This is a genomic window from Paenibacillus nitricinens, from assembly GCF_052056485.1.
GTDB classification, from domain to species: domain Bacteria; phylum Bacillota; class Bacilli; order Paenibacillales; family Paenibacillaceae; genus Paenibacillus_AQ; species Paenibacillus_AQ nitricinens.
In genome coordinates, this window is the sequence record NZ_CP183948.1 from 6,385,799 (window position 1) to 6,409,946 (window position 24,148).

A 24,148-nucleotide genomic window follows, 5' to 3' on the forward strand; every position below is an offset into this window, starting at 1 on the left:
TGTTAATAGGTTGGTAACATGCCGGCGCATATTAACTTAAAGAAATGCGCACTGTAATACTTTCAGGAGGATTTACTAATGAAATCAGATCACGAACAATCCGTTCAGCCTCAAATCATTCAAGATCAAACCCATTCTCCTGATCCAAAGAAATGCACCTCTTCACGACGCCGCAAACGAGTGATATGGGCTTGCATCATTCTAATTCTCTGGTTAATCGGCGTCATGATATACCAGACACATAAACCTCTTCCCGCAGGGATTTCCTATGAAAGTCCTATATACAAAGTGAATAATGTATCCTTCTGGCATGACCTAACCTATCCAGACGGTACGGACACAGGTAAGCAGGAGAGTGAAATCCTCCCGAGAATGCTGCATATCATCGAGGAGTCAAGGGAGTTCTTAGTCATCGACCTGTTCCTGTTTAATGATTATACCCATAAAGATCAGTCATTCCCTCCAGTCAGTCGAATGCTGACAGATAGATTAATCTCACAAAAGCAAACCTATCCTGAAATGGAGATTGTCTTTATCACCGATGAGGTCAATACCAATTACAACTCAGCGTCAAACCATCTTCTGGAAGAAATGAAGGCCGTAGGGATCCGAGTCATCATGACCGATGTTAATGCGCTGCGAGATTCTACACCTGCCTATTCAGCCGTCTGGCGCACCTTCATTCAATGGTTCGGACAATCCGGTAAGGGCTTTATTCCCAATCTTATGGCCAGTGGCGGACCGGATATTACCGCTCGATCTTATCTGAAGCTGCTGAATGTGAAGGCGAACCATCGTAAAGTAATTGTCAGTGAGAACACTGCACTAATTTCCTCTGGAAATGTTCACGATGCCAGCGCCTACCACTCCAATATTGCTTTAGAGGTACAAGGTCCAATTATTGCTGATATTCTCCAGACCGAGCAAGCAGCAGCCAATCTTTCCGACGCAGGCCCTCTGCTGGTTCATAAGCCCAAATTCACCCAAGAAAAGAGCGTACCGTCAGCTGAACCCCTGGAGGTTCGCTATTTAACAGAAGGAAAGGTGTACAAGTATGCGCTGCAAGGCATCAGATCCGCCCAGAAGGGGGATACCGTATGGATGGGTATGTTCTATCTTGCTGATGATGCCATTCTGGATGCGTTGGTGGAGGCGACTTCACGCGGGGCTAAGGTAAACCTAATTCTGGATCCCAATCAGAACGCTTTCGGGCGTGATAAAATCGGGATCCCTAACCGTCCAGTTGCCATGGATCTGAACAAGCGCACGAATGGCGAAATCTCTATTCGCTGGTACAATACAACCAAGGAGCAATATCATCCGAAGTTGCTCTTTATCGCCAAACAAACCGGCAGTTCCATCCTTCTTGGCGGCTCTACTAACTTTACCAAACGTAATCTGGATGACTACAATCTGGAGAATGATCTGTGGATTTCTATGAAGCGTGATCAGCCGCTGTTCACAGAAATGGAAGCCTATTTCAATCGGCTATGGAATAACGAGGGGCATGTGTTCACTTTACCCTTTGAGGCCTATCAGAGCGATGTGACCTGGTTTAAGTACATCCTGTTCCGATTGCAGACCAACCTGGGCTTTACTACTTTTTAAGTGAGAAATATAAAACATAAAGTATAGGTACTAATCTTAGACTTTCTTATATTTCAAAAAAACCACCGTAGAGAAGGCTACACCCTCTACGGTGGTTTTTTTGTTATAAGGCTATAGCAGCGGAGACATTAGTCTGGCCGCAGATTCCAGCATACGTACCACCATGCGTTTATTCATAAAGGTCTCCTGCACAATCTGAGTGGTAGATAATAAATCCCGTTCAAAATCAGCAACGATTCGGGTAACACTCTCTGTTTGAAGCAATAGTGCGTTAACTTCAAAGTTAAGATGGAAGCTCCGCATGTCCATGTTTGCTGTACCAATAGTAGCTATTTCACCATCCACGATTAACAGCTTAGAGTGTATAAAGCCCTTCTCGTATTCATAAATCTTCACCCCAGCCTCCAGCAATGCCGGGAAATAAGAATGCGAAGCCAGAAACGGAATCCATTTATCCGGCTTAGCAGGGAATAATAATCGAACATCTAGACCAGATATAGCCGCTACACGTATCGCAGTCAGGATATCCTCGTCCGGAATGAAATAAGGGCTGGCAATCCAAACTGATTTCTCAGCTGAGGTGATCATGGAGAAAAATATATTTTTGAGTGCACGGCGTTCATTGTCCGGCCCACTCGCAATGATCTGTACAGCTCCGTCCCCTGTCATAAAGTGTAGCTGTGGTGTGAGATAATCCTGCTCCAATATTTTTTCACCTGTAGTATGCATCCAATCTTGCAAGAAGATGATTTGCATCGTCCGTACCGCTTCACCTCTAACTAACATATGGGTGTCACGCCAGAATCCATAAGTTTTACTACGGCTTAGATATTCATCCCCCACATTGAGTCCACCCATGAACCCGACATCACCGTCGATGACGACGATTTTTCGGTGATTCCGGTAATTGACCCGGCTAGAGAAAAAGGAGGTGGAATTACCGTACGAAGCCACCTGTACTCCAGCGTCAACTAACTCCTTCAAAAAGGCTCTGGAGAGTTGAAAGCTACCTACAGCATCATACATAAATCGGACAGACACTCCTGCACGCGCCTTCGCGATCAGAATCTGTTGAATACGCGTTCCAATGTGATCTGCACGGAAGATGTAATACTCCATATGTATATGGTGCTTCGCTTGTCTCAGCTCTAGCAGTAATGTCCCAAACGTCTCCTCACCATTGGTTAGGATACGTGTCTCTGAAGCAAAGGAAATAGGAGTACGTGCTAGAGTCTTGGATAATAATAGTAGTTTTTGACGCGAGGGGTCAAAGACCGACCAATCTTGATGCGTACGCAAAGCGTCATTCTCAATTCGCTCATAAGCCATAAGATCTCTTTGTGCTTTTTTATCATATTTACGACGTTTAAACACATTCTGACCAAATAGAAAATAGAAGACCAGTCCGAGCACCGGGATCAACGCAAGCAAAAGAATCCAAGACATCGTAGTGGAAGGATTACGGTTCTCCATAAAAATAGCCAAGCTAATCGAAATGACGGTCAGTGTGGAGAAAATACTAATAATCGTTCCTGCAGTACTCCCAAAAATACCAAAACCAAAATAATAAAATGCTATAAATGCCCCAATGATAATTATAGATTGAAGTCCTCTTCTCATATTGTACCTACCTTCTTATTCATACAAACAACACTGAAATGACACATTTATATATTACATGAAGAACCTATTTCTTCCTAGCTAATTACTATGTAAAAATCTATTTACAACAAAACCGTAACCCTTCTGTGGTGAAATTTGTAATGACAGGATGGATCGAATATAATTATTTTGACCGATTAGTCAATTATAGAACTGAGTAGTCAGAAAGGAGGTTATTCCCCAATGAGTGATAAAACGATGGACAAGCAGGAACAGATTATTAAGATCGCCATGCAATTATTCGCTGTGAAAGGCTCGTCCTCCACGTCTATGCAAGAGATCGCCGAATTATGCGGAATTTCGAAGGGAAGCTTGTATCTAGTATTCAAATCAAAAGAGGAGCTGGAACGCAGCATTTTTCTCTATTGTTACCGAATGATTCGTGATCCCTTATTACGTGAAGAACAAGAAACCCAAAGAACACCGCGTGAGAAGCTTAGGAATCAAATAGAAATTCTACTGAGTCATGTGTACGAATTACGTGAGTTCTTGCAGCGTCAGATCCAGGAGGTTGCCGGAAAAGGGTTTGATACTGAAGTACCGGAATGGCTGCGCAGAAACAATGCTTCCTTCTTGCGCTGGTTTCAGGTGAAGATGGAGACCCTTTATGGAAAAGAGATCGTTCCCTATACCGGAGATTTATGTATTGTAGGTCATGGACTAATCAAATCGTATATTGCGGTTATTTTTCGTCAGGACACCCATTTGTCGCTTGCTGTTATGGCTGATCATCTAATGAATCTATTGGATATTATTGTAGCTGGTCTTCTTACAAGTAAGCAGGCTCCACTCATCAACTCGACTATTTTAGCAAACTGGATGGAAGAGAATGAGGAGAGTAAGCGAAAAAACCCACTACAGATCATTAAGGACATGAAGACTCTGGTCAGTAAATTAGATAGTATTGTTCCCGAAGAGTCAGCCGATTTACTGGAATCACTCAACATTCTAGAAGGCGAGGTTCTCTTACCACACCCACGCAAAGCAATCATACAGGGGATGTTGTCCAACCTCCAATCCTGCTCAGAGCTCACTACACCATTGGAAGAATTGAGGAAGCTGGTTACCTCTTTTTCAAATCATTCATGCGTATTTCGTTAATTGCTCTATAAAGAGTTCGTGAGAGAGAAGAAAATGGATAGTGAGTATTATAAATTTTCAAAATGGCGCCCTATTTCGTAAAGATAAGGCCCGAGAGGAGCAGAAACAAAACTTATGAAAAGCTTAATTAATTTCTCGCTCAGAAATAAATTTGCCATTTGGCTTCTGACGATAATTATTGTATTTGCCGGTTTGTACAGCGGACTGACAATGAAGCAAGAAACCTTACCTAATATTAGTATACCCTATCTTAGCGTAACAACCATCTATCCGGGGGCTGCACCAGAAGGCGTTGTTAATGATGTCAGCAAACCGTTAGAGCAAAAACTGCGCAATGTGGATGGCGTAAAGACAATCACCTCCACTTCTCTGGAGAATGCCTCCAGTATTCAAATTGAGTTTGATTATGGAACGAATCTGGATAATGCTACAGCAGCAGTTCGCGAAGCGCTAAATGAGGTCTCATTGCCGGACAATGTGCAAAAGCCTTCCATTTCCCGGTTTAGCCTTAGCTCAATGCCTGTAGTCTCCCTTAGTTTATCGAATGGGGATTCAGAAGATCTCGAAGAACTAACCCGTATTGCCGAGAACGATATTCGCCCCGCCCTTGAAGATGTTGAGGGTGTTGCTTCTATTCAAATTTCTGGACAATACGTCAAAGAAGTTTCGCTTAAGTTCAATCAAGAGAAGCTCAAGGAATACGGACTGACAGAAGATACGGTTAAAGGGATTATTCAAGGCTCTTCCCTCCGCGTTCCACTAGGACTGTTCGAGATGGACAAAGCTCAAAAGGCAGTTGTCGTGGATGGCAACATCACCACCGTTGAGGATCTTAAAAATGTGACTATTCCAGTAATGCCAACTGGTGCTGCGAGTGCTGCTGGTGCTGGAGCTCCTGGAGCTGGCGCTGCCGGTGCAGGCGCTGCTGGCGGAGCTGCAAATATGGGCTTGCCGACCGTGAAGCTGGGAGAGCTTGCTACAATTGAGGTTGTTGGGAATTCTGAATCGATCTCCCGTACGAATGGTAAAGAATCGATCGGTATCCAGATTGTCAAAGCCAACGATGCCAACACTGTTGATGTCGTAAATGGTGTTAAGGACAAAACTGAAGAATTAAAAGCACAATATAAAGGCATTGACCTTACAGTTCTGCTTGACCAAGGTAAGCCGATTGAGGACTCCGTAAATACAATGTTGTCCAAAGCGGTATTTGGCGCCCTTTTCGCAGTCATTATCATTTTGGTCTTCCTGCGGAATATTCGTTCGACGATCATTTCTATCATCTCTATTCCTTTATCATTGCTGATCGCAGTGTTATGTCTGCGTCAAATGGACATTACGCTTAATATGATGACCCTTGGTGCGATGACCGTTGCCATCGGACGGGTAGTCGATGACTCGATTGTAGTCATAGAGAACATATACCGGCGACTCTCCTTATCTGGGGAGAAGCTAAAAGGCCGGGAATTAATCAGTGCAGCCACACGTGAAATGTTCGTACCAATCATGTCCTCAACAATTGTAACCATCGCAGTGTTCTTACCGCTTGCTTTAGTAAGTGGCATGGTTGGAGAGCTGTTCTTGCCTTTCGCCTTAACCATGGTCTTCGCCCTGCTCGCTTCATTGGTAGTTGCGATTACCCTAGTTCCTGCAATGGCGCACTCCCTGTTCCGGAACGGATTGAAAGGTAAGAAGACGCATAGTGAGAAACCAGACAGAATGTCTGCCGGTTACCAAAAGATTCTGAACTGGTGTCTTTCCCATAAACTCGTTACGTTCGGAGTAGCCGTTCTGCTCCTTGCGGGCAGCTTGTTCCTGATCAAGCCTATCGGCGTTAGCTTTATGCCTTCCCAAGAGGATAAAACGGTTATGCTAACCTACTCACCGAAGGCTGGGCAAAGAACTGAAGAAGTCCAAGAGCAAGGTCTGAAAGCAGAGAAATATATTTTAGCGCAACAGCATGTAGATAAAATGCAATATTCCATCGGCGGCGGCGGCCCTATGGGTATGGGCGGATCGAGCAATTCGGGACTTTTCTTCATCGTTTATGATAGCAAAACTCCTGATTTCGAATCCGTGAAAGAGAAGTTGATCGAGGGCTTAACCGCAGAAGTCCCAGATGGTGTGTGGGGCGATATGTCTGCGATGATGAGCGGAGGTATGGGTGGAAGCTCACTAACCGTGAATGTATTCGGAGATGATTTAGATCAAATCAAGCCAGTCGCAGATGAGATCGCCAAAATCGTGCAGGCTGATACCACTAATTTCAAAGATGGAGAAACAAGTCTCAAAGAGGCTTACGATCAATATACGATTGTAGCGGACCAAGAAAAGCTTAGCTCCCTTGGACTTACAGCGGGACAAATTGCGATGAAGCTTGCTCCTGCAGGTACACGTCCAGTACTCACAGAAGTAGAAATGGACGGCAAGAACTACAAAGTCTATATCGAAACTGATAAAGAAACGTATAAGAGCATTAAAGAAATGGAAGAAGCTACATTGACTTCCCCACTAGGCATCTCCGTGCCAATCGGGCAAGTCGCTAAAATTGAAAATGGGTCTTCCCCAGACTCGATTACTCGGATGGACGGTAAAATGAAGGTGGATGTCACTGCCGAGATTATTTCAAGTGACGTCAACAGTGCTTCTAACCTCGTGAAGGAAAAAGTAGATGCTATGGACTTACCTGACGGCGTAACAGTTAGCTTCGGTGGTGTAACCGAGCAGATCAATGACACATTTGGTCAATTAGGTATCGCTATGGCGGCTGCTATTGCCATCGTTTACTTCGTGCTTGTGGTTACATTTGGCGGTGGATTAGCTCCATTTGCTATCCTGTTCTCACTTCCTTTCACCATTATCGGGGTACTAGTGGCTCTTCTAATCGCTGGAGAAACCTTAAACGTCTCCTCCCTCATGGGTGCGCTGATGTTGATTGGTATCGTAGTCACGAATGCCATTGTCCTCATCGACCGCGTTATTCATAAGGAAAAAGAAGGAATGACCACACGTCAAGCCTTGCTTGAAGCAGGCGGCACACGTTTACGTCCAATCCTGATGACTGCACTTGCAACGATTGGCGCATTGCTGCCACTGGTTACAGGACTTGAAAACAGTGCAGGGATCATCTCCAAAGGACTAGGCGTTACTGTTATCGGCGGTTTGATCAGTTCCACGCTACTGACACTTGTAGTAGTACCAGTCGTGTATGAGTTCCTGATGAAATTCCGCAGTAAAAAGGTAATTGACTAGAACACTTGATGCATATCAAGTAAACATGCTAAATGAAGAAGCTGTCTCCAAAGTAGTGAATACTACTTAGGGGACAGCTTCTTTTTTACTTGGACCTTCATTTAAATCGCTATTTACACTTCCACAGCAAGGAAAACCCGACCTAATTTATAGGCCGGGCTCTGTATTATAGTGTTCTTATAGCATTGCTGTTGCACTGCTCTCTAGTGAAGCTCTCCAGGAACGCAGCATTTGTAGATCAAGGGGCAGAAATTCTGCGAGCATATGGGAAAGCCCCAGATACAACGGACTATCTGTTGCTGCATTCAATTTGTCGCAGAACTGTGGGGTCCATTGCAGTAAATGTTCTTCCAAAAAGGCTTCCTGAATATCAAGCAGCTCCATAGCACTTCTAATGGAAAAGCTATTATACAACATACGCTCATGCATTACTGCCATAAATTCCAGCTCAATAGCAATATGATCATCAGCTTCACCATTACATTTGTTAAAAACAATTCCTGCGGAAGTATACACATCAGCAAGCACGTTGCAGAAATCTTCAGAACGACCCAGAATAGCAGCTTCACGTAATTTAAAAGAGCTTACTGTCTGTTCGTGCATAAGCCGTTTATACTCCAGGCACTCTTTCTCGCATATCTTCAGGAGCTGGTTCGGTTCCTGACTCAGATAACGCTTCAGTTCCCGCCCGCCTTCCGTCATTTCTGCAGCAACACTCATCTTGCGATTGCGGCTCCACTGAGCCACAAGGGAGAGTGATGGTTTTCTACCCAAAAAATCCACTAAAAGCTGATATATTAATCCCCGACTTTCCAACCAATGGCTAAATGCCTCCGGCACGGCGAGCGATGGAACAGTTTGCATAGTCATTTTGCAAATCCTCCTCATTGGGTTTCCCGGTCACACACCGTCACATTACGATGTGAAGTTCCCGGTATCCTTTCTGTTTTCGCAAAAGTGAAAGAATAAAGTAATCCGCACCTAGATTATATCGGATATTTAAAACGCTTTCCGTGAGCATTCTATGACTAATCACATCATTTGTCGTACTTTTGTCACATTTTCGCAAGACTATTTCGGCTTCATCATTCTATTTAGTTTGTCCATAATTATGCAATAAAATCATAACCTTCCTTATTTAATTAGGGGGTGCTTAACACGTCCACTACTTTGCTCATTGACGTACCCTCAAGTGATCTTTAAAATTCTAAACAAGTATAACAGCCCTCATCACCTCTTAAGGAGAAAAGCATTCACTATACCGACAATTGAAGGGAGCAACGCTATGGAGCCGCTGACGGACCCTTTTGGGCGTTTACACGATTACATCCGCATTTCGGTTACCGACCGCTGCAACCTGCGTTGCATTTATTGTATGCCAGCGGAAGGGATGGAATTCCAGCCACAGGACGAGATTCTGAGTTATGAGGAAATCACCGCAGTTGTAGATTCGCTAGCCCCTCTCGGGTTACGTAAAGTAAGGTTAACCGGTGGAGAACCTCTTGTACGCAAAGATCTCGAAAAGCTAGTGGCTATGATATCTGCCATTCCTGGGATCGACGATATTTCACTGACTACAAATGGATTAATGCTACCAGCTAAAGCAAAGTTGTTAAAACAAGCCGGACTAACACGTGTGAACATCAGCCTAGACTCATTACGGCAAGATCGCTTCGTTATGATTACACGCGGCGGTGAGGTCTCCAAGGTACTAAAGGGGATTGAGGCAGCACAAGCTGCTGGGCTGGCGCCGATCAAGCTTAACGTTGTACTAATGAAAGGGATTAATGATGACGAGATCAAGGATTTCATCTCCCTTACGCTGAACAGTCCACTAAATGTACGCTTTATTGAATATATGCCTATCGGAAGTGCTACTGATTCTTGGCGCCAATCCTATTTGCCGCTGGAGACCGTTATTGATGCCTGTACTGAAGCTGGATGGGAAACCGTGGAGGCAGAGATGCCCTCTGGCAATGGTCCCTCCCAGAATCGGCGGGTTATTGGAGCGCAAGGAACGTTCGGATTAATTCATCCCGTAAGCGATCACTTTTGCGATAACTGCAATCGTCTAAGACTAACTGCAGATGGCCATATCAAAGCTTGTCTGTATTGGGAAGACGAGTACAATGTCCGTCCCCTAATAAGCGATCCTGCAGCAGTGCAGGCCTTATTCCGCAAAGCTCTGGGTAACAAGCCGCATAACCACGAAATGGCATTAGCCTTGGAGAAAAAAGCACAAAGCCACACGCCGACGACTCGGCGTATGTCTCAAATCGGAGGTTAGTCTGTCTTATTAAAAACGCCGCTTTCCCCAAAACAATTGGGAAAAGCGGCGTTTCAATTAGAGATTAAAGGATGGCCTCGCCATCCATATTTTATAGATACAGGGCCTCGAGCAGCTTGTAAATGGTCGCTGCTGCTTCCGCTCTTGTAGCATGGTTCTCAGGTCGGAACGTATGATCCTCGAATCCACCCAAAATACCAGCTTTAACACCCGCTTTTACAGATGCCTGTGCCCATTGTGGAATGGAGGTAAGATCCGCGAAGTTCCCCTCTTTATCCGTTTGCTTATGGGCATTAGCGTTCAAAGCATTGGCGAGCATAACTGACATTTCAGCACGGGTAATTTTCTCCAAAGGCTCGAAGAACATTTTGCCATTTACCTCATATCCACGAAGGATTCCGGCATTTACCGCCGCTGCTACATCATTTGCAGCCCAAGATGGAATCGCACTTTGATCCGCGAATTTCATCGTGCTACCCATAGATTGCAAACCTAGCGCCCGTACAATCATAGACGCAAACTGTGTGCGGGTAACCTCCTCATTCGGACGGAAGGTATGATCCTCATACCCTTTCATAACACCCATTCCGATTAGACGGTCTGTAAATGTAGAAGACCAATGATTATTCAAATCAGTAATCGATGGAGCCTGATAATTAAATACAGCATATTTAGCGAACTGATTCACATTTGCAGTTATAATCCCAGCCGTTTGGCTTTGACCACCCACGTAAATCCATTTTTTAAGCTGTTCGTTATAATAGTAGATTGCCGCTTTATGACCTGATGTAATCTGAGCAGCATCGTAATTCAGAGACAATTCTACAGGTTTATTGAGCATGCCCGTCTTGCCGCTAGTAAGCTCAACGGCTACACTCACAGCCTGAAGATCGCCTTTAGCTGGTGTCTCACCAGTAGCAACAACCGAAAAGGAAATTTCGCTGTTACCAGACAACGCTCCAGCCGGAATCGTAAAGCTGCCCACGTCTTTAAGTGTGCCCGTTCCTCCCTGCTGTGCTTTTACCTCCAATTCCACACGCGGAGTTGTAGCGGGCTGCCCTGTAGGAGATGGCGTCGCGGTAGGAGCTGGAGTTGGAACTGGTCCGCTGCCCCCTCCGTTATTATTTCCCCCTCCACTGCCAGTGCCCGCGGTTACAACTACTGTGCGTACAACCTCAGTAGCCGCATTACCAGCCAAATCTGTGGCATTGTATTTCAGTTTATAGGTTCCTGGAGTCTGCACATCCACTGTTCCTGTCACCAGGATAGCCCCCGCAATCCCAACCTTGTCCGCAACCTCTGCGCCCGGGTCCTTGAAGCCATTCCCTTGGGTCAGATTCAGATGACTATCCCCCTTCAGGGTAATCACAGGTGCTGTACGATCGATATTCACAGCAATGGGCAGTGTTGTCGTATTTTCTAAAGAATCCGTTGCTTTAAATTGCAGTTGATGTTGGCCTTCTTCCGAAATCTCAACCACTTTCCCACTTTCATAGGGTAGGAAATTGCCGTTTACATCGTTCGCCAATTGAATGGATACATCCGCACCAGGAATATATACGCTAGCATACACGCTTACAGAAACACTGTGATTCGTCCAGTCACCACTTAAATAAGATTGTCCGTTCTCAGTCTTTAATGTGCTATGAAGGGCCAATGGGGTGATACGATCATCTCCGCTCAGCGTTACTTCAAAAGCCTTCGTTTCCGTAGCTAATCCCCGCTGGATTGTAGCTGTTAATGTCAGCTTCGTATCCTTCTTAGGTTGGAAGGTGATTTTACCTGCATTCGTCATCAGGACCGGATTGGAGCTTTTCCACACAATACTTGTCCCGTGTTTGCCTTCTGTAGGCAACGTTTGATCAGAAGTTACTGCGCTTGTATCTCCTAGATCTAATTCAGTCATAGTATCATTAACTGCCTGCTGATCGGTGTACGACTCCACATCCACAAAAATCGGATTGGAATAAAACCACATATCACTATAATTACGGGCATTGATTTCTTCGAAACGAGTCAGGTTATCGACAGTATTATTTTTTGGATCAATCTGCGGTTCGCCGTTAACCGTTTCTCCTGCAACATCAGTTCCCAGGTTAGTTCCTCTTAACCGGAAGTAACGATCCTTGTCCACTGCCTCTACCTTATACTTAATAACATTGTAGCCTTCGGAATCGGTAGTCCAGTCCTCGCTTGTGAAACGTTTCAACACTTGTGTTGAATCGTTAGTCGCTTTGGTGTAATCAGGTGTGCCTGGATCAACCTTGCCATGGACTTCACCGGAGATTAAATCTACATGATCTACCTTAACAGCGTCGCCATTATTATTTTGCTGTGGACTTTTGAAACGGATCGTAAGCTCTAGGTCGTCCCCTTGTTTTACGTCCAGTTCGCCGCCCATTTCTTCCTCTTGTCCATCTCCAGACACGTTAAACTCTAATGCGTTGATGAGATCCCCAAAAACAGAGAAGGATTTCCCTGACCGCATGCCATCTACGACAGCGTTAATATCGGAGCCATCCACCCAGGTATAGTTCTTGGAATATTCACCAGGCCAGTAACCGCTGGAAAATTGATCATTTTTTGTTTTGAAATGAAAGTCTGAGTTAGCAAAATTCCAAAATCTGCGTCCCTCACCCAGCAGTGCGTCCCACATTCCTCCAAGCTGTGCAACTTTGACGTCTGTACCTCCGTAAGTCTCAGGCGTCTCTCCCCGATCACTCGCCATCTGATTGCCCAGCATACCTTCAAAGCCGAAGACAAGATTCGGATCGATATTGTTAAAATCACGGATATCCTCTATTTTAAGCTCCGAGCTTGTACCATTTTTTCTGGAGGGGTGATTGATCAGTACATAGCTATCTGGATAATGACTACTTAGCCATTTCATAGCTGTGCGAGTATCTTCTTTTGTAGAAAAAGATCTCTTATCTGCCACACTCCACTTAGCCACATCTGCAGGATCGAACATACTTACATCCCGATTAGTAAATAAATATTCAAATTGATTAATAGCCTTCAAAGCTTCTGCAGACCCTGGATGATCTGTAACAATCCCAACCGCAGCATGATCATATTGGGGCATATCCCACTCAAAGCCGGAAAAAATGATTTTACCAGCGTATTTGCCTTCTGCCTGTAACTTCTTAATTTTCTCATTCTGATAATCTATAATGCCTTGAGACATCGGAATGGAGCCGCCGGGCAGATTCACCCCTTCGTCATCCCGGTCAGATACCCGAAGGTGGTCAGCCAGTGCCATCCAGTCAAAACCATTTTGTTCAAATGCAGCATCGAGGACACTCTTCAGTGACTCCTGAGCATCATTCGATTCAAAAGTATGTGCGTGATATTCACCTGTCATCCACTTGCCTGAATGTTCAGAAGCTGTTGTCGTGAACTCAGGCGTTGATTGAGCAGAAGCACTGTATGCTGCCTGCGTTAGGTTAGGGCTCAACAATAATACGGCAAGCGAACTAGTTAAAAATACGCGAACTTTTCTCTTTTTCAAAATGATTTAACCCTCCGATGACTTTTTAATTTTCTATTATTCTTTATTTAGAATAGTAGAAGATTGTAAAGACATGTCGGAATTTGTTACATGTTTGTGTAAACCTTATTTTATTCGAACTGGCAGGCTTACCGTGAACGCCGTTCCTTCCCCAGGACGACTAGCTACAGTTACCCTTCCTTCATGCAGCTCAACGATTTTTTTAACCAATGATAGACCCAGTCCGCTGCCGCCACCGCTTGCAGTTCTAGCTTTGTCCGCCTTATAAAAACGCTCGAAGACCCGAGGCAAATCTTCCTCCGAGATACCAATCCCGCTATCTTGAATCTCTACCTCTACCCGTTCATCCACCATACGAAGCCTAATATGAATACAACCGCTCTGTGGAGTAAATTTGATGCTGTTATGCAGGAGATTGGTCCAAACCTGCCTCATCAAATCTTTAACCGCATTGATGTTTACTTCTTCCAATTCGGCCTCTACCTCTATATTTTTCTCCAGCCATTGGGGCTCGGAAGCCAGAATGGTATCACGAAGCTGCTTATCCAGACGGTAAACCTGATTTTCAAACGGGAAATTGCCCGATTCAAGCGCGGACAGCTTCAATAAATTATCACTGAGCCCAGATACACGGGTACTCTCAGCCACAATAATATTAAGATAATGCCTTCTACTCTCCACACTTACAGTCTCATCCTGAAGTGCAAGAGCAAACCCCCGAATCGAGGTTAGCGGAGACTGGATTTCATGCGATACATTGGAGATAAAATCCTGACGCATAGTCTCCATCTGGCTCAGCTCGCTGGCCATTACGTTGATACTCTCTACAATTTCACCGAATTCCCTGTAGTCCTTTTTATTATCCAGTACCACATCGAAATCACCCTTAGCAATACGCCCTAAACCTTCGATGATCGAGTTATAGAAAACACGTTCCCAGCCCCGAAAAAACTTTGAGGTTAATAATGCCATCAGGAACAAGATTACAATACCGACCATCACACTGATTAATTGAACAACATACTCCGAGGAGGGACGCCCAACCCTGCTATATATCCAGTTCATCAGGAAATAAGCTGCACTCCAGCTAATCCCAACGCCACCAAAATACACAAAAGTCATCCCAATCCGCTTAAGAATCTCCTTAAACTGATTCATACTCAGCCTCCAGCCGATACCCTAGTCCGCGGATCGTACGAATAACGAAACCATAGTTATCCTGATTGAACCGTTCACGCAAACGATTGATATGCACATCGAGCGTCCGCTCATTCCCTTCAAAATCATAACCCCAAATTTCTTCGATCAGCCTGTCTCTTGTTAATGTTTGCCCCGGATAGCTGCCCAGCTTAAACAACAGCTCAAATTCCTTAAGCGGCAAGGTGATTTCCCCATACTCTGAGGAGACCTCGTAGGTTTTACGATTCATACGCAAGCGGCCTACGGTCACACTTTGCGCGGCCGAAATCTGATATCGTTTAAGCAGCGCCTTTACTCTCGCAATAAGTACAACCGGCTCAAATGGCTTGACCAGATAATCATCACTACCCAGCTCAAAGCCTTTTACAATTTGTGAGGTTTCCCCTTTGGCTGTCAGCATTAAAATCGGGAAATCATAGTTGTGGCGCATCCGCCGGCATAACTCCCAGCCGTCCATGTTGGGCATCATTACATCAATAATAGCTAAATCTATGTTATTACCTTCCAGAATCTGAAGAGCCTCCAGTCCATCGGATGCTCCATAGATCTCATCCATTCCTTCAGCTCTCAGAAATACTTCTACCAATTCGCGGATGTGCGGATCGTCGTCCACTACTAGTATTTTTGTCATACAGCACTGGAGCCTCCTCTTTAATGTCCTGAATCTCGGGGTTATTCATCTGTAGCTGCTGGGTGGCAAATTCACGATATAATTCATGGTTTTCCAGTAGCTCCTCATGACTTCCCATTCCGGTAATTTGACCCTTTTCCATAAAAATAATCTGCTCTGCATTTACAACTGTAGCCAAACGGTGCGCTATTACAATCGTAGTCCGACCCTCCATCAAATTGGACAGTGCCTTCTGCACCACGGCTTCCGATTGGCTATCCAGACTGGAAGTGGCTTCATCAAGCATAAGAATCTTCGGGTTCCGCAGCAGTGCTCTAGCAATAGCAATCCGTTGCCGCTGTCCACCAGACAGCTTCACGCCTCTTTCGCCGACATCCGTATTATAGCCTTCAGGAAGTGCATCAATAAAGCCATCTGCATAAGCCATTGCTGCTGCTGCGTGCATCTCCTCCCTGCTAACGTCACGATCCAATCCGTAGGTTAAATTCTCAGCAATCGTACCTGAAAGCAGCGGACTTTCCTGCGAGACATACCCTATAAGCTTCCGCCACGAACGCAGTGAGAATGTAGATACTGGCTTGTCACCCAGCTTAATCAGGCCTGACTGAGGCTCGTAAAAACGTTCTAGCAAGGAGAACAACGTGGTCTTACCGCCTCCACTCGGTCCGACAATAGCCGTCACCTGCCCAGGAAGCATCTGGAAGCTTACATCATTCAATACCTTCTCACCATTTTTATATCCAAAGCTTAATCCCTCTACTGAGATCGGACCTTCTTCGCCATTTGCCTCTTCCTGTCCTTCATATACTTCCTCTTCTGCTGCCAAGGTCTCAATAATACGCTCAGAGGCACCCTTAGCTTTCTGAATCTGTGTGAAGAACGTAGTCAGTTGAGTAAGTGGCATAATAATCTGAATAAGATAAAGAATAAAGGCGACTAGTTCTCCAGCCGTCAAGACGCCGGAAGATACCTGCATCCCACCATAACCGATAATGACCACAAGCAGCATCATAAAAACAAAGGAGACAAGTGGACTGATCATCGCGCTAATCTTGCCTTCACGAATACCAAAAGAAAGCAGGTTCATAATTCCAGCCTTGCCTGCCTCGTACTCTTTTTTCTCTGCGCCTGAGGATTTGACCAGACGGATCTCAGATAAAACACCACTAAGTGTAGCAGTAAAAGAAGCTGTCTCGTCCTGCATACCCTTCGAGATTTTGTACATCTGCCGCCCAAGTGGTACTAGTATCAGCGCAGAAAGTGGAAGAACAGTGAATAGAACAAGTGTCATTTTCCAATTTAAAAATAGTAGAACTGAGATCGAACCTACAATGGAAATCACTCCGGTAAATAAGCTGGCTAGATGTTCAGAAATTAGCGTTTTGATAATCCCTGTATCATTCGTCATGCGGCTGACACTTTCTCCCGTTCGGTTGTCATTATAATAAGCCACAGGCAGAACTAGAAATTTACGCCACAGTCGGTCCCGCAGACCTGCAACCATCTTCTGACCTGCATAATTGAGCAGATAGATAGAGATCCCTCCCGCAATGGTCTGCGCAATAAATGCAGCTGCTATACCCGCAATTTGCAGCTTGCTCACGGAGGCCAGAGAAAAGCCATCCACCAAGTTCTTAGTGAACATCGGGATGACCAGACTGACCAATGTCGATATCATGCTTAACGCAATGGCTATAGCCAATAAGCCGTATGAAGGCTTGGTTTCTCTTAATAGCGTCAAGAACGGCTTCAGCGCCATCTTTCGCTTGGATTCGGATTTCTTCATGACAATGACTCCCCTTTTCTTAATAGCTCTACGAAAAAAGCATAGTAATATCTTTCTCGCCTTACACCCATCCTATCTGCAGATTGTAAACTGAAGTTAAACGCGCCGATCAGACAATAATGCCTTGTCAGTTCTCATTCTGCGGGAATAGTCACAGGCCAAAATAACGCCCGTTACACTTAGCGTTTGTACCTTCTACGCACGCATTCACGCATTTTTTGTCGCTTAGCGTCTCAAACATAAATAAAACCCAAAATAATGAAAAAAAGTAAAAAAGGGTGTTTGTATCCCTTTTCAACACGTGTTACAGTGATAGAAGGGCCTACTATTGGCCACTCTACTCCATGCAAGATATTTAGTGAGAAAGGAGTGAACCATTTGCGAAAAGGCGTTATTCCATCTTCTATCACGTCTTTAAAATGGTTCAATTTTTTTGTATATGGAACCATGGTCCTCTTCACCAGCTTCTTTCAACTATACCTGCTGGATGTAGGGATGAACAAATTAGAGATCGGTGTCTTATTCTCTATGGGAGCGCTAGTATCCATATTTGCAAATCCATTTTGGGCGTTCTTAACAGACCGTTCTCAGAATATACGGCGTATCGTTTTGCTAATGTTATTCGGAACGTTAGTGTGCTCACAGTTTATGTTTCGAGCAAATACATATGAAACGATCTACAACGCCATTATTTTGTTCTATTTCTTCCAAGGACCACTATTTGCTCAAAGTAACACGATGATTCTCAGCTATATTGATGGAACTAATCAGCGCTTCCGTTCTTTCCGGCTTTGGGGTTCAATAGGGTGGGCACTGATTGCGATTGTCGCCGGCTTTATCCTGGATTGGGCTGATGTATCCATCTTGACCTATCTGCTTACAGCGTTACTAGGTGCATCAATCCTATCCGTTCTTGTATTACCTAAAATAAACCATACCATTATGAGAGCTCCGATGCCGTATAAGGGCTTAGGTAAGTTGATTTTCAATCCTTTTTTCTTGTGTTTTTTAGTGTTTGGTATTCTGGTATCCATACCAAACACTATGAACACTACATTTATATCCTTGTATATTACGGATCTGGGCGGTTCTAAAAAAATGATTGGTCTTGCCGTATTCCTCTCCTCCATTTTGGAGGTAGGCGTATTCGTTCTCTGTGACCGGTTCCTGAAACGTAAAATTTCTGTTCTGCTCGGCTGGCTTGCATTGGTCAGTGGTTTGTTCGTTCTGCGTTGGTGGTTTATGGCTGATGCGACTACTGCCCTTCAAGTGGTGTTCATTCAAATTTTACACTGCATAACGTTCGGCGGCTTTTTCTATGTAGGCACCCAATTGACGATGCTCCTGATTCCACGTCCTTATCGCTCTTCCGGACAAGCACTCTACACCCTAAGCTGGAGTGGGATATCCGGTTTCATTGGAGGTATTCTCGGAGGTTGGATGTATCAGTATCTGGGTGCACAAAGCATGTATCAGACAGGTGTATTCTTGACGCTTATTGGAACGCTTGGCTTTGGTTTCATGTGGCTCTTTGTTAGCCGCGGCGGGTATCGTCCCCCTTCAGAGGAAGATGAAGAGATCTTCGACATTGAAGCATTATAATCAAGTATAAACGCCTTCGGCGTCCTTATAAGGACGGTAAGCGTTTAAGCGAGAAATATAAGACATGAAGTATAGGTGCAAAACTTATACTTTCTTATATTTTCAACAAAAAGCAGGCTCAAACGTACCTATTCGGGACGTTTGAGCCTGCTTTGTTGTTACCTTAATTAATTTATCTGTTTAGCCTTGTTTAGGAGGCTGAAATGAACTCTTCAGTGAAACGATAAGATTGAATACAAGATGTCCAGGCGCCGAATATTTGCTATCCACATTAAAATAGCCATGACGGAAGAACTGGAATTTATCCTGAGCCACGCTATCCTTAAGCGCAGGTTCAACAAACCCTTGCAGGATTTCAATGGATTTAGGATTTAGCTGATCTAAGAAACTAGGCTCCGATTTCTCTACCGAGGAATCCAAACCTTCAACCTCCACAGCTTCATCCGCTTCTTCAGCAGAAATCAGAGGCTCATATAGACGGAATTCCGCAGGAACCGCTTGGCTAGCTTCAACCCAGTGCAACGTACCCTTTACCTTGCGGCCTGTAAACCCGCTTCCACTCTTCGTTTCTGGATCATACGTACAATGCAGCTCCACTACCTCGCCATTCTCATCCTTAATAACATCATTACATTTAATGAAATAAGCATGCTTCAGACGTACTTCATTGCCAGGGAACAACCGGAAATATTTGTTCGGCGGATTCTCCATAAAGTCATCACGTTCCACATAAATTTCACGCGAGAATGGAATTTGGCGTACACCCATTTCTTCATTCTCTGTATTATTCTCCGCTTCAAGCCATTCCGTTTGACCTTCTGGATAGTTGGTAATTACAACCTTAAGCGGTCGTAACACAGCCATAGTACGCGGTACAGTTAGCTTAAGATCCTCACGAATAAAGTGCTCCAGCATTTGCAGGTCCACCAGACCCTGACTCTTGGAGATCCCTGCTTCATATACGAATTTACGAATCGCTTCCGGTGTATATCCTCTGCGGCGTAGACCAGAAATCGTAGGCATCCGTGGATCATCCCAACCGTCTACATGTCCTTCGTCTACAAGCAGCTTCAGCTTACGCTTACTAGTCATCGTTTGAGCCAGATTCAGACGACCAAATTCATATTGATGAGGGACAGCTGGCATCTCACATTCAGCTACAACCCAGTCGTAGAATGGACGTTGATCTTCGAATTCAAGTGAGCAAAGGGAGTGGGTAACCCCCTCAATAGCATCTTCTAACGGATGAGCGAAGGTATACATTGGATAGATACACCATTTATCGCCTGTGTTATGGTGATGTGCATGTGTAATCCGATAAATGACAGGATCACGCAGGTTAATATTCGGTGACGCCATATCGATCTTGGCGCGAAGAACCTTCTCACCGTCCTTGAATTCGCCTGCACGCATACGCCGGAACAGATCCAAATTCTCTTCGATGCTACGATCGCGATGCGGACTGTTCTTTCCTGGTTCCGTCAGCGTTCCACGCAATTGACGAATTTCATCCGCACTGAGGTCATCGACATAGGCTTTGCCCTTTGTAATTAATAATTCGGCACGTTTGTACATTTCCTCAAAATAATCAGATGCAAAACGCAGCTCTTCCCATTCATAACCGAGCCACTTTACATCTTCCTGAATGGAGTTTACATACTCCATGTCCTCTTTGGCCGGATTCGTGTCGTCAAATCTTAGATTAGTCTTACCACCGAACTCGTCCGCCAGTGTAAAGTTAATCCAGATCGCCTTGGCATGTCCGATATGTAAATAACCGTTCGGCTCCGGCGGAAAGCGTGTGACAACTTCCTTTACTTTACCTGTACGGAGGTCTTCGGTAATAACATTTTTAATAAAATTGGAGGGGGTAGTACGGTTCTCCACAGCTATCAACCTTTCATTCTGTAGTGTTACACTACTTCTTGTATAAACATGTTTCCTACTAATATACCCGTTAACTCTAGATTGTTCAATAAAAGGGGGCACAAGGTCAGGATCATTTTTTAGCGTCTTTAGACCTTTTGACTTCTCTGCGGGCGATAGAGTAGCATGATAATCATAAGAAATAATCCATAATCATACATAAGGCCTTGTGCCGAAAAGGAGGCAACCGCTTGTTTAATTATGTCATCGATGAAGAGCTGATGTTAAAGCCGCTCCTGCCTGAGCATGCTAGGCACATATTCGCGTTAGTGGAGCGCTCGCGGGAACGGCTTAGGCAATGGCTTCCTTGGGTGGACGCCGTTACGGAACAGGATCACAGCCTTAATTTCATCAAAAATGCTACAAAACAAGGCACCGAAAATGGCGGCTTCACCGCCGGGCTTTGGATTCGCGGCGAGCTGGCTGGCATCATTGGGTATCATCAAATTGACTGGCATAACCGCTCCGTAGGGATTGGTTATTGGCTAGGTGAAGGTTATGAAGGCAAAGGTTATATGACCAGCGCCTGTCGCGTTCTAGTGGACTATGCACTATTGGAAATGGAGCTGCAACGTGTAGAAATTCGCTGCGCGACCGGAAATGTTTCCAGCCGGGCGATCCCGGAACGACTTGGTTTTGTTCTTGAGGGTGTGATTAGACAGGCAGAGAAGCTGCCTGATGGCTACGTCAACCATGCCGTATACGGTTTATTGCGTAGTGAATGGCAGCTGCTCGGCTAAGTTAGGCTAAGCCATGCAACACACATAAGCTCATAATTCAAAATAAACCTGGAAGGCATACGCCTCCAGGCTTATTTTGATTTGTAGATAGTGTCTAACTCTCCGGCAGACCCAGCTGTTTTCGAAACTTGTTCCGAACTACGGCGGAGAGAGTTCCTAGCTCCGCAAGAGCTGCCAGTGCAGCTTCCTCTTGCAGCCCTACTTGCATTAAATGTAGTACATGCGCCACGGACGCACCGCCAGCTCCACTTTCTTTTTTGACAATAGCATCTCCGGTTGAAATCTTTCCTTCACGAAGCACACGCAAGTAAAATCCGCTATATCTAGTGTCCAGCACTTGAGCCGGGAGATCTGCGGGGCCATGCTTTTGTGAGATTTTGAAGCAAGGATAACGCGGCTGACTGACCTGTAGCACAGTGGTACCTATTTCGTACACATCGCCAATGCACACGTCTGTCTCTAATAAGCCTGACGTTGTTATATTTTCTCCAAAGGCAGAGTAATCCAGTTTCTTCCCAAGCTGCCGCTGCCAGTAGGGATAATGCTCGATGGGATAGGCACAAACTGCCTTATCAGGGCCCCCGTGATGTTTCAGGTCCGCCTGACCATCTCCAACAAAACCATTGGCATGTAGCTGAACTGATCCTTCTACAGGCATTTTATAAATTCCAGTCTCCAAAGGTTTCCCCCGATAATCCACTGTTACCGGCCGCCCCACATTAAGCGAGATGATCTCCATATCCTTCTCCTCCTGCCAGCATACAGCACATAAATATTTCATCCACATATCGACCGCCAAGATAAAACTCCTCCCGCAGACGTCCCTCTTCCACAAACCCGCATTTACGATAAAAAGAAAGCGCTGATTCATTACAGGATAATACGCGTAGACGCAACTTACGAATGGCATTATCTGCGGCATGTTCCTTAATAGCCTCTATGAGCTGCCGGCCAATACCTAAACGTTGATAATCCGGATGAACAGCAATATTGACCTCGCACACATGCCTGTTACTCTCCATTCGACTAGGGCAGCCAAACCCAACATATCCGCATAGCTTGTCATCCTTTAGCGCTACTAGCTGCGAACCCGGGGGAGCATTCAGTAGGTAATCCTCTTGGGAACGCCAGATTAATGGCCCCGGGCTAGTGTCCTCCGTCCAGATCATATGATCCAGATGAATCAGTTCCCGCACGTCTTTAATTTCTGAGAACCTTATTATAAACCTGTCCCTGTTGCTAAGTTTCATAAAGATGTACACCCCTTGCCTTGCACCTCTATAGAATTCACAGTAGATCATTTGAATCCACTATGCTCAACTATCCTATTGACCGCTCCAATGAATTTCCTCGGCGGTTGATATACGCATGAACGATAAAGAATCCTACGGACAGCAGTGCCATCGCACATGCCAACCATGCGGTAGGCGCTAGACCTCCACTGTCGTATAATCTACCCATTAAGTATGGCCCAATCACCCTACCGACTGCCCCCATTCCTCCACTTAGACCTAGATAGAAAGGAGCACTGCGACCTGCATGATCTGAAATAAAGGAAGGCATGGCCGGAGATATCAGCATTTCCCCAAGCGTAGCGAGTACCATCCCAAGCACTAGACCTGAATAAGTCGGCATCCATAAAAGAACAGCATACCCTCCTAAATAAAATAGAGCACTTACTGTCATTTGCGCCGTTGAGGTAGATGCGAACCAACGTTTAATTACTGTTACGAGCGGCTGAGCCGCAAAAATGAGAATTCCGTTAAGCGTCCAGAGAAAACCATAAGTCTTCTTAGGCCAGCCCTCAGAAATAATGAAAGGAGATACTCCTGTATTCCAGATAGAGTTACCTAGCAGTAGGAACATCGAGGCAATACCCATATAAAAATAAATTCGTGTGTGCCCCATTAGCTTCCAGGTGGATTGTTTGTCAGGACCAGCCTTCTGATGTTCTGCGACCTCCTGCGAAGAATCTCCTCCGACTTTCTTGAGATATACAAAAAAGAATACCGCAAATACCGCAGAAGTTACGCCGTTCATCACAAAGCTGAGCATATAAGAAATATCGGCCAAAAAACCACTTAACGCCGTACCCAGTGCTACACCAATATTATTGGCGACATAAATAACATTAAACAGCTCTCCGCGCTGCTTCGTAAAACGAAAGCCGATAAATGCCTGAATCGCAGGTAATGACAGTGAATTAAAGAGCCCTACCAGTCCCATCGCGACCATAAATAACGTCCAGTTGTTACTTGCTGCCGGCAAAGTGAACAGTGCAAGTGCATTCATGCCCAGCGCTCCAACAATCAGCCGGTTAACGCCTACCTTATGATAGAGTGAGCCCCCGAGTAGTTGACCCACAATCCCTCCAACCGATTGAATAAGAATCACTAATCCAGCATCCGACATGCTGCGTCCAAGCTCATCAAAAACATACATCGTAACCAGTGGCCACATCAGTGCACTACCCGTTGCATTAATAAGGCTAGCAATTAAAAATATCTTAACTTCTTTAGGATAATTCTGTAAAAACTTCATAAGTAGTGTACATCCCCTGTAATATATGTGTCATTATTCCATCCAGTATTATCCCAAAACAGGGTTCAGGGCAAGCAGACGCATTGACGTGCTATCGTGATAAAGTATTAGTATACTTCACTTCTTATTTAGGGCTAACTTCTAACGTCGCTGAGAAAAAAGCGGCACCGTTCACGTCCACTGTCCGCCCTATTTTTATTATCTATTTATATTTTATAGTTGCCGCTGTCGTCCGTAAAGTAGACTGAACGATAATGAAGTGTTTCGTTATTACAAAGCCGGGGTAATAGAGCCTAGAAAC

The 24,148-nt window shown here is 44.9% G+C and carries 16 protein-coding genes; 6 read left to right on the forward strand and 10 right to left on the reverse strand.

All coding sequences use genetic code 11. The features are described from left to right. Nucleotides 1–78: 78 nt before the first annotated feature. Nucleotides 79–1,608, forward strand: a complete 1,530-nt coding sequence (locus tag ACN6KS_RS28500; protein ID WP_341135899.1) for a phospholipase D family protein — start codon at nt 79–81, stop codon at nt 1,606–1,608. A 111-nt stretch (nt 1,609–1,719) separates the two neighbouring features. On the opposite strand, the gene cls is transcribed toward ACN6KS_RS28500, so the two are convergent. Beyond that, nucleotides 1,720–3,228 (reverse strand): cardiolipin synthase, encoded by a 1,509-nt coding sequence (gene cls, locus ACN6KS_RS28505; RefSeq protein ID WP_094871105.1) that lies wholly within the window; start codon nt 3,226–3,228, stop codon nt 1,720–1,722. 225 nt (nt 3,229–3,453) lie between these two features. Between cls and ACN6KS_RS28510 the strand changes: the two genes are divergently transcribed. After that, complete coding sequence (locus ACN6KS_RS28510) at nt 3,454–4,371, forward strand: TetR/AcrR family transcriptional regulator (RefSeq protein ID WP_440960961.1); 918 nt, start codon at nt 3,454–3,456, stop codon at nt 4,369–4,371. Nucleotides 4,372–4,485: 114 nt separating this feature from the next. Then, a complete protein-coding gene (locus ACN6KS_RS28515; protein WP_094871101.1) occupies nt 4,486–7,623 on the forward strand; it encodes an efflux RND transporter permease subunit in 3,138 nt (1,045 codons plus the stop codon). 177 nt (nt 7,624–7,800) lie between these two features. Here ACN6KS_RS28515 and ACN6KS_RS28520 read toward each other — a convergent pair whose 3' ends face one another. After that, nucleotides 7,801–8,493: a TorD/DmsD family molecular chaperone gene (locus tag ACN6KS_RS28520; protein ID WP_094871099.1), complete on the reverse strand. Its 693-nt coding sequence runs from the start codon at nt 8,491–8,493 to the stop codon at nt 7,801–7,803. Between the two features lie 415 nt (nt 8,494–8,908). Between ACN6KS_RS28520 and moaA the strand changes: the two genes are divergently transcribed. Continuing rightward, nucleotides 8,909–9,910 (forward strand): GTP 3',8-cyclase MoaA, encoded by a 1,002-nt coding sequence (moaA, locus tag ACN6KS_RS28525; protein ID WP_440960962.1) that lies wholly within the window; start codon nt 8,909–8,911, stop codon nt 9,908–9,910. A gap of 91 nt (nt 9,911–10,001) precedes the next feature. Here moaA and ACN6KS_RS28530 read toward each other — a convergent pair whose 3' ends face one another. The 4 genes from ACN6KS_RS28530 to ACN6KS_RS28545 all read right to left on the reverse strand — a co-directional run bounded on the left by ACN6KS_RS28530 (nt 10,002) and on the right by ACN6KS_RS28545 (nt 17,038). Beyond that, nucleotides 10,002–13,421, reverse strand: coding sequence for an S-layer homology domain-containing protein (locus ACN6KS_RS28530; RefSeq protein ID WP_440960963.1), 3,420 nt, complete (start codon nt 13,419–13,421; stop codon nt 10,002–10,004). Between the two features lie 105 nt (nt 13,422–13,526). Continuing rightward, nucleotides 13,527–14,579 carry a HAMP domain-containing sensor histidine kinase gene (locus ACN6KS_RS28535; protein WP_341135902.1) on the reverse strand — a complete coding sequence of 351 codons (1,053 nt, stop codon included), beginning with the start codon at nt 14,577–14,579 and terminating at the stop codon, nt 13,527–13,529. After that, entirely contained in the window at nt 14,566–15,252 is a 687-nt protein-coding gene (locus ACN6KS_RS28540; protein ID WP_094874785.1) for a response regulator transcription factor, read from the reverse strand. Before ACN6KS_RS28540 ends, ACN6KS_RS28535 begins: the two co-directional genes overlap by 14 nt. After that, nucleotides 15,182–17,038: an ABC transporter ATP-binding protein gene (locus ACN6KS_RS28545; protein ID WP_094874784.1), complete on the reverse strand. Its 1,857-nt coding sequence runs from the start codon at nt 17,036–17,038 to the stop codon at nt 15,182–15,184. Before ACN6KS_RS28545 ends, ACN6KS_RS28540 begins: the two co-directional genes overlap by 71 nt. Nucleotides 17,039–17,407: 369 nt before the next feature. Here ACN6KS_RS28545 and ACN6KS_RS28550 point away from each other — a divergent pair, with 369 nt between their 5' ends. Next, on the forward strand, nt 17,408–18,640 hold the full coding sequence (locus ACN6KS_RS28550) for an MFS transporter (RefSeq protein WP_373455852.1): 1,233 nt from the start codon (nt 17,408–17,410) through the stop codon (nt 18,638–18,640). Between the two features lie 180 nt (nt 18,641–18,820). Here the strand turns inward: ACN6KS_RS28550 and ACN6KS_RS28555 are convergent, their stop codons facing one another. After that, nucleotides 18,821–20,527 (reverse strand): glutamine--tRNA ligase/YqeY domain fusion protein, encoded by a 1,707-nt coding sequence (locus ACN6KS_RS28555; protein ID WP_094872105.1) that lies wholly within the window; start codon nt 20,525–20,527, stop codon nt 18,821–18,823. Nucleotides 20,528–20,757: 230 nt separating this feature from the next. On the opposite strand from ACN6KS_RS28555, the gene ACN6KS_RS28560 reads away from it, so the two are divergent. Then, complete coding sequence (locus ACN6KS_RS28560) at nt 20,758–21,306, forward strand: GNAT family N-acetyltransferase (protein ID WP_094872103.1); 549 nt, start codon at nt 20,758–20,760, stop codon at nt 21,304–21,306. Nucleotides 21,307–21,400: 94 nt separating this feature from the next. Here ACN6KS_RS28560 and ACN6KS_RS28565 read toward each other — a convergent pair whose 3' ends face one another. From ACN6KS_RS28565 to ACN6KS_RS28575, 3 genes are all read right to left on the reverse strand, one after another. After that, complete coding sequence (locus tag ACN6KS_RS28565) at nt 21,401–22,045, reverse strand: MOSC domain-containing protein (protein WP_341135903.1); 645 nt, start codon at nt 22,043–22,045, stop codon at nt 21,401–21,403. Further along, entirely contained in the window at nt 22,026–22,556 is a 531-nt protein-coding gene (locus ACN6KS_RS28570) for a GNAT family N-acetyltransferase (RefSeq protein WP_094872100.1), read from the reverse strand. The genes ACN6KS_RS28565 and ACN6KS_RS28570 overlap by 20 nt, the downstream gene beginning before the upstream one ends. A gap of 70 nt (nt 22,557–22,626) precedes the next feature. Then, the gene (locus ACN6KS_RS28575) at nt 22,627–23,847 is read right to left on the reverse strand and encodes an MFS transporter (RefSeq protein WP_094872099.1); all 1,221 of its coding nucleotides are present in this window, start codon (nt 23,845–23,847) and stop codon (nt 22,627–22,629) included. Between the last annotated feature and the right edge of the window lie 301 nt (nt 23,848–24,148).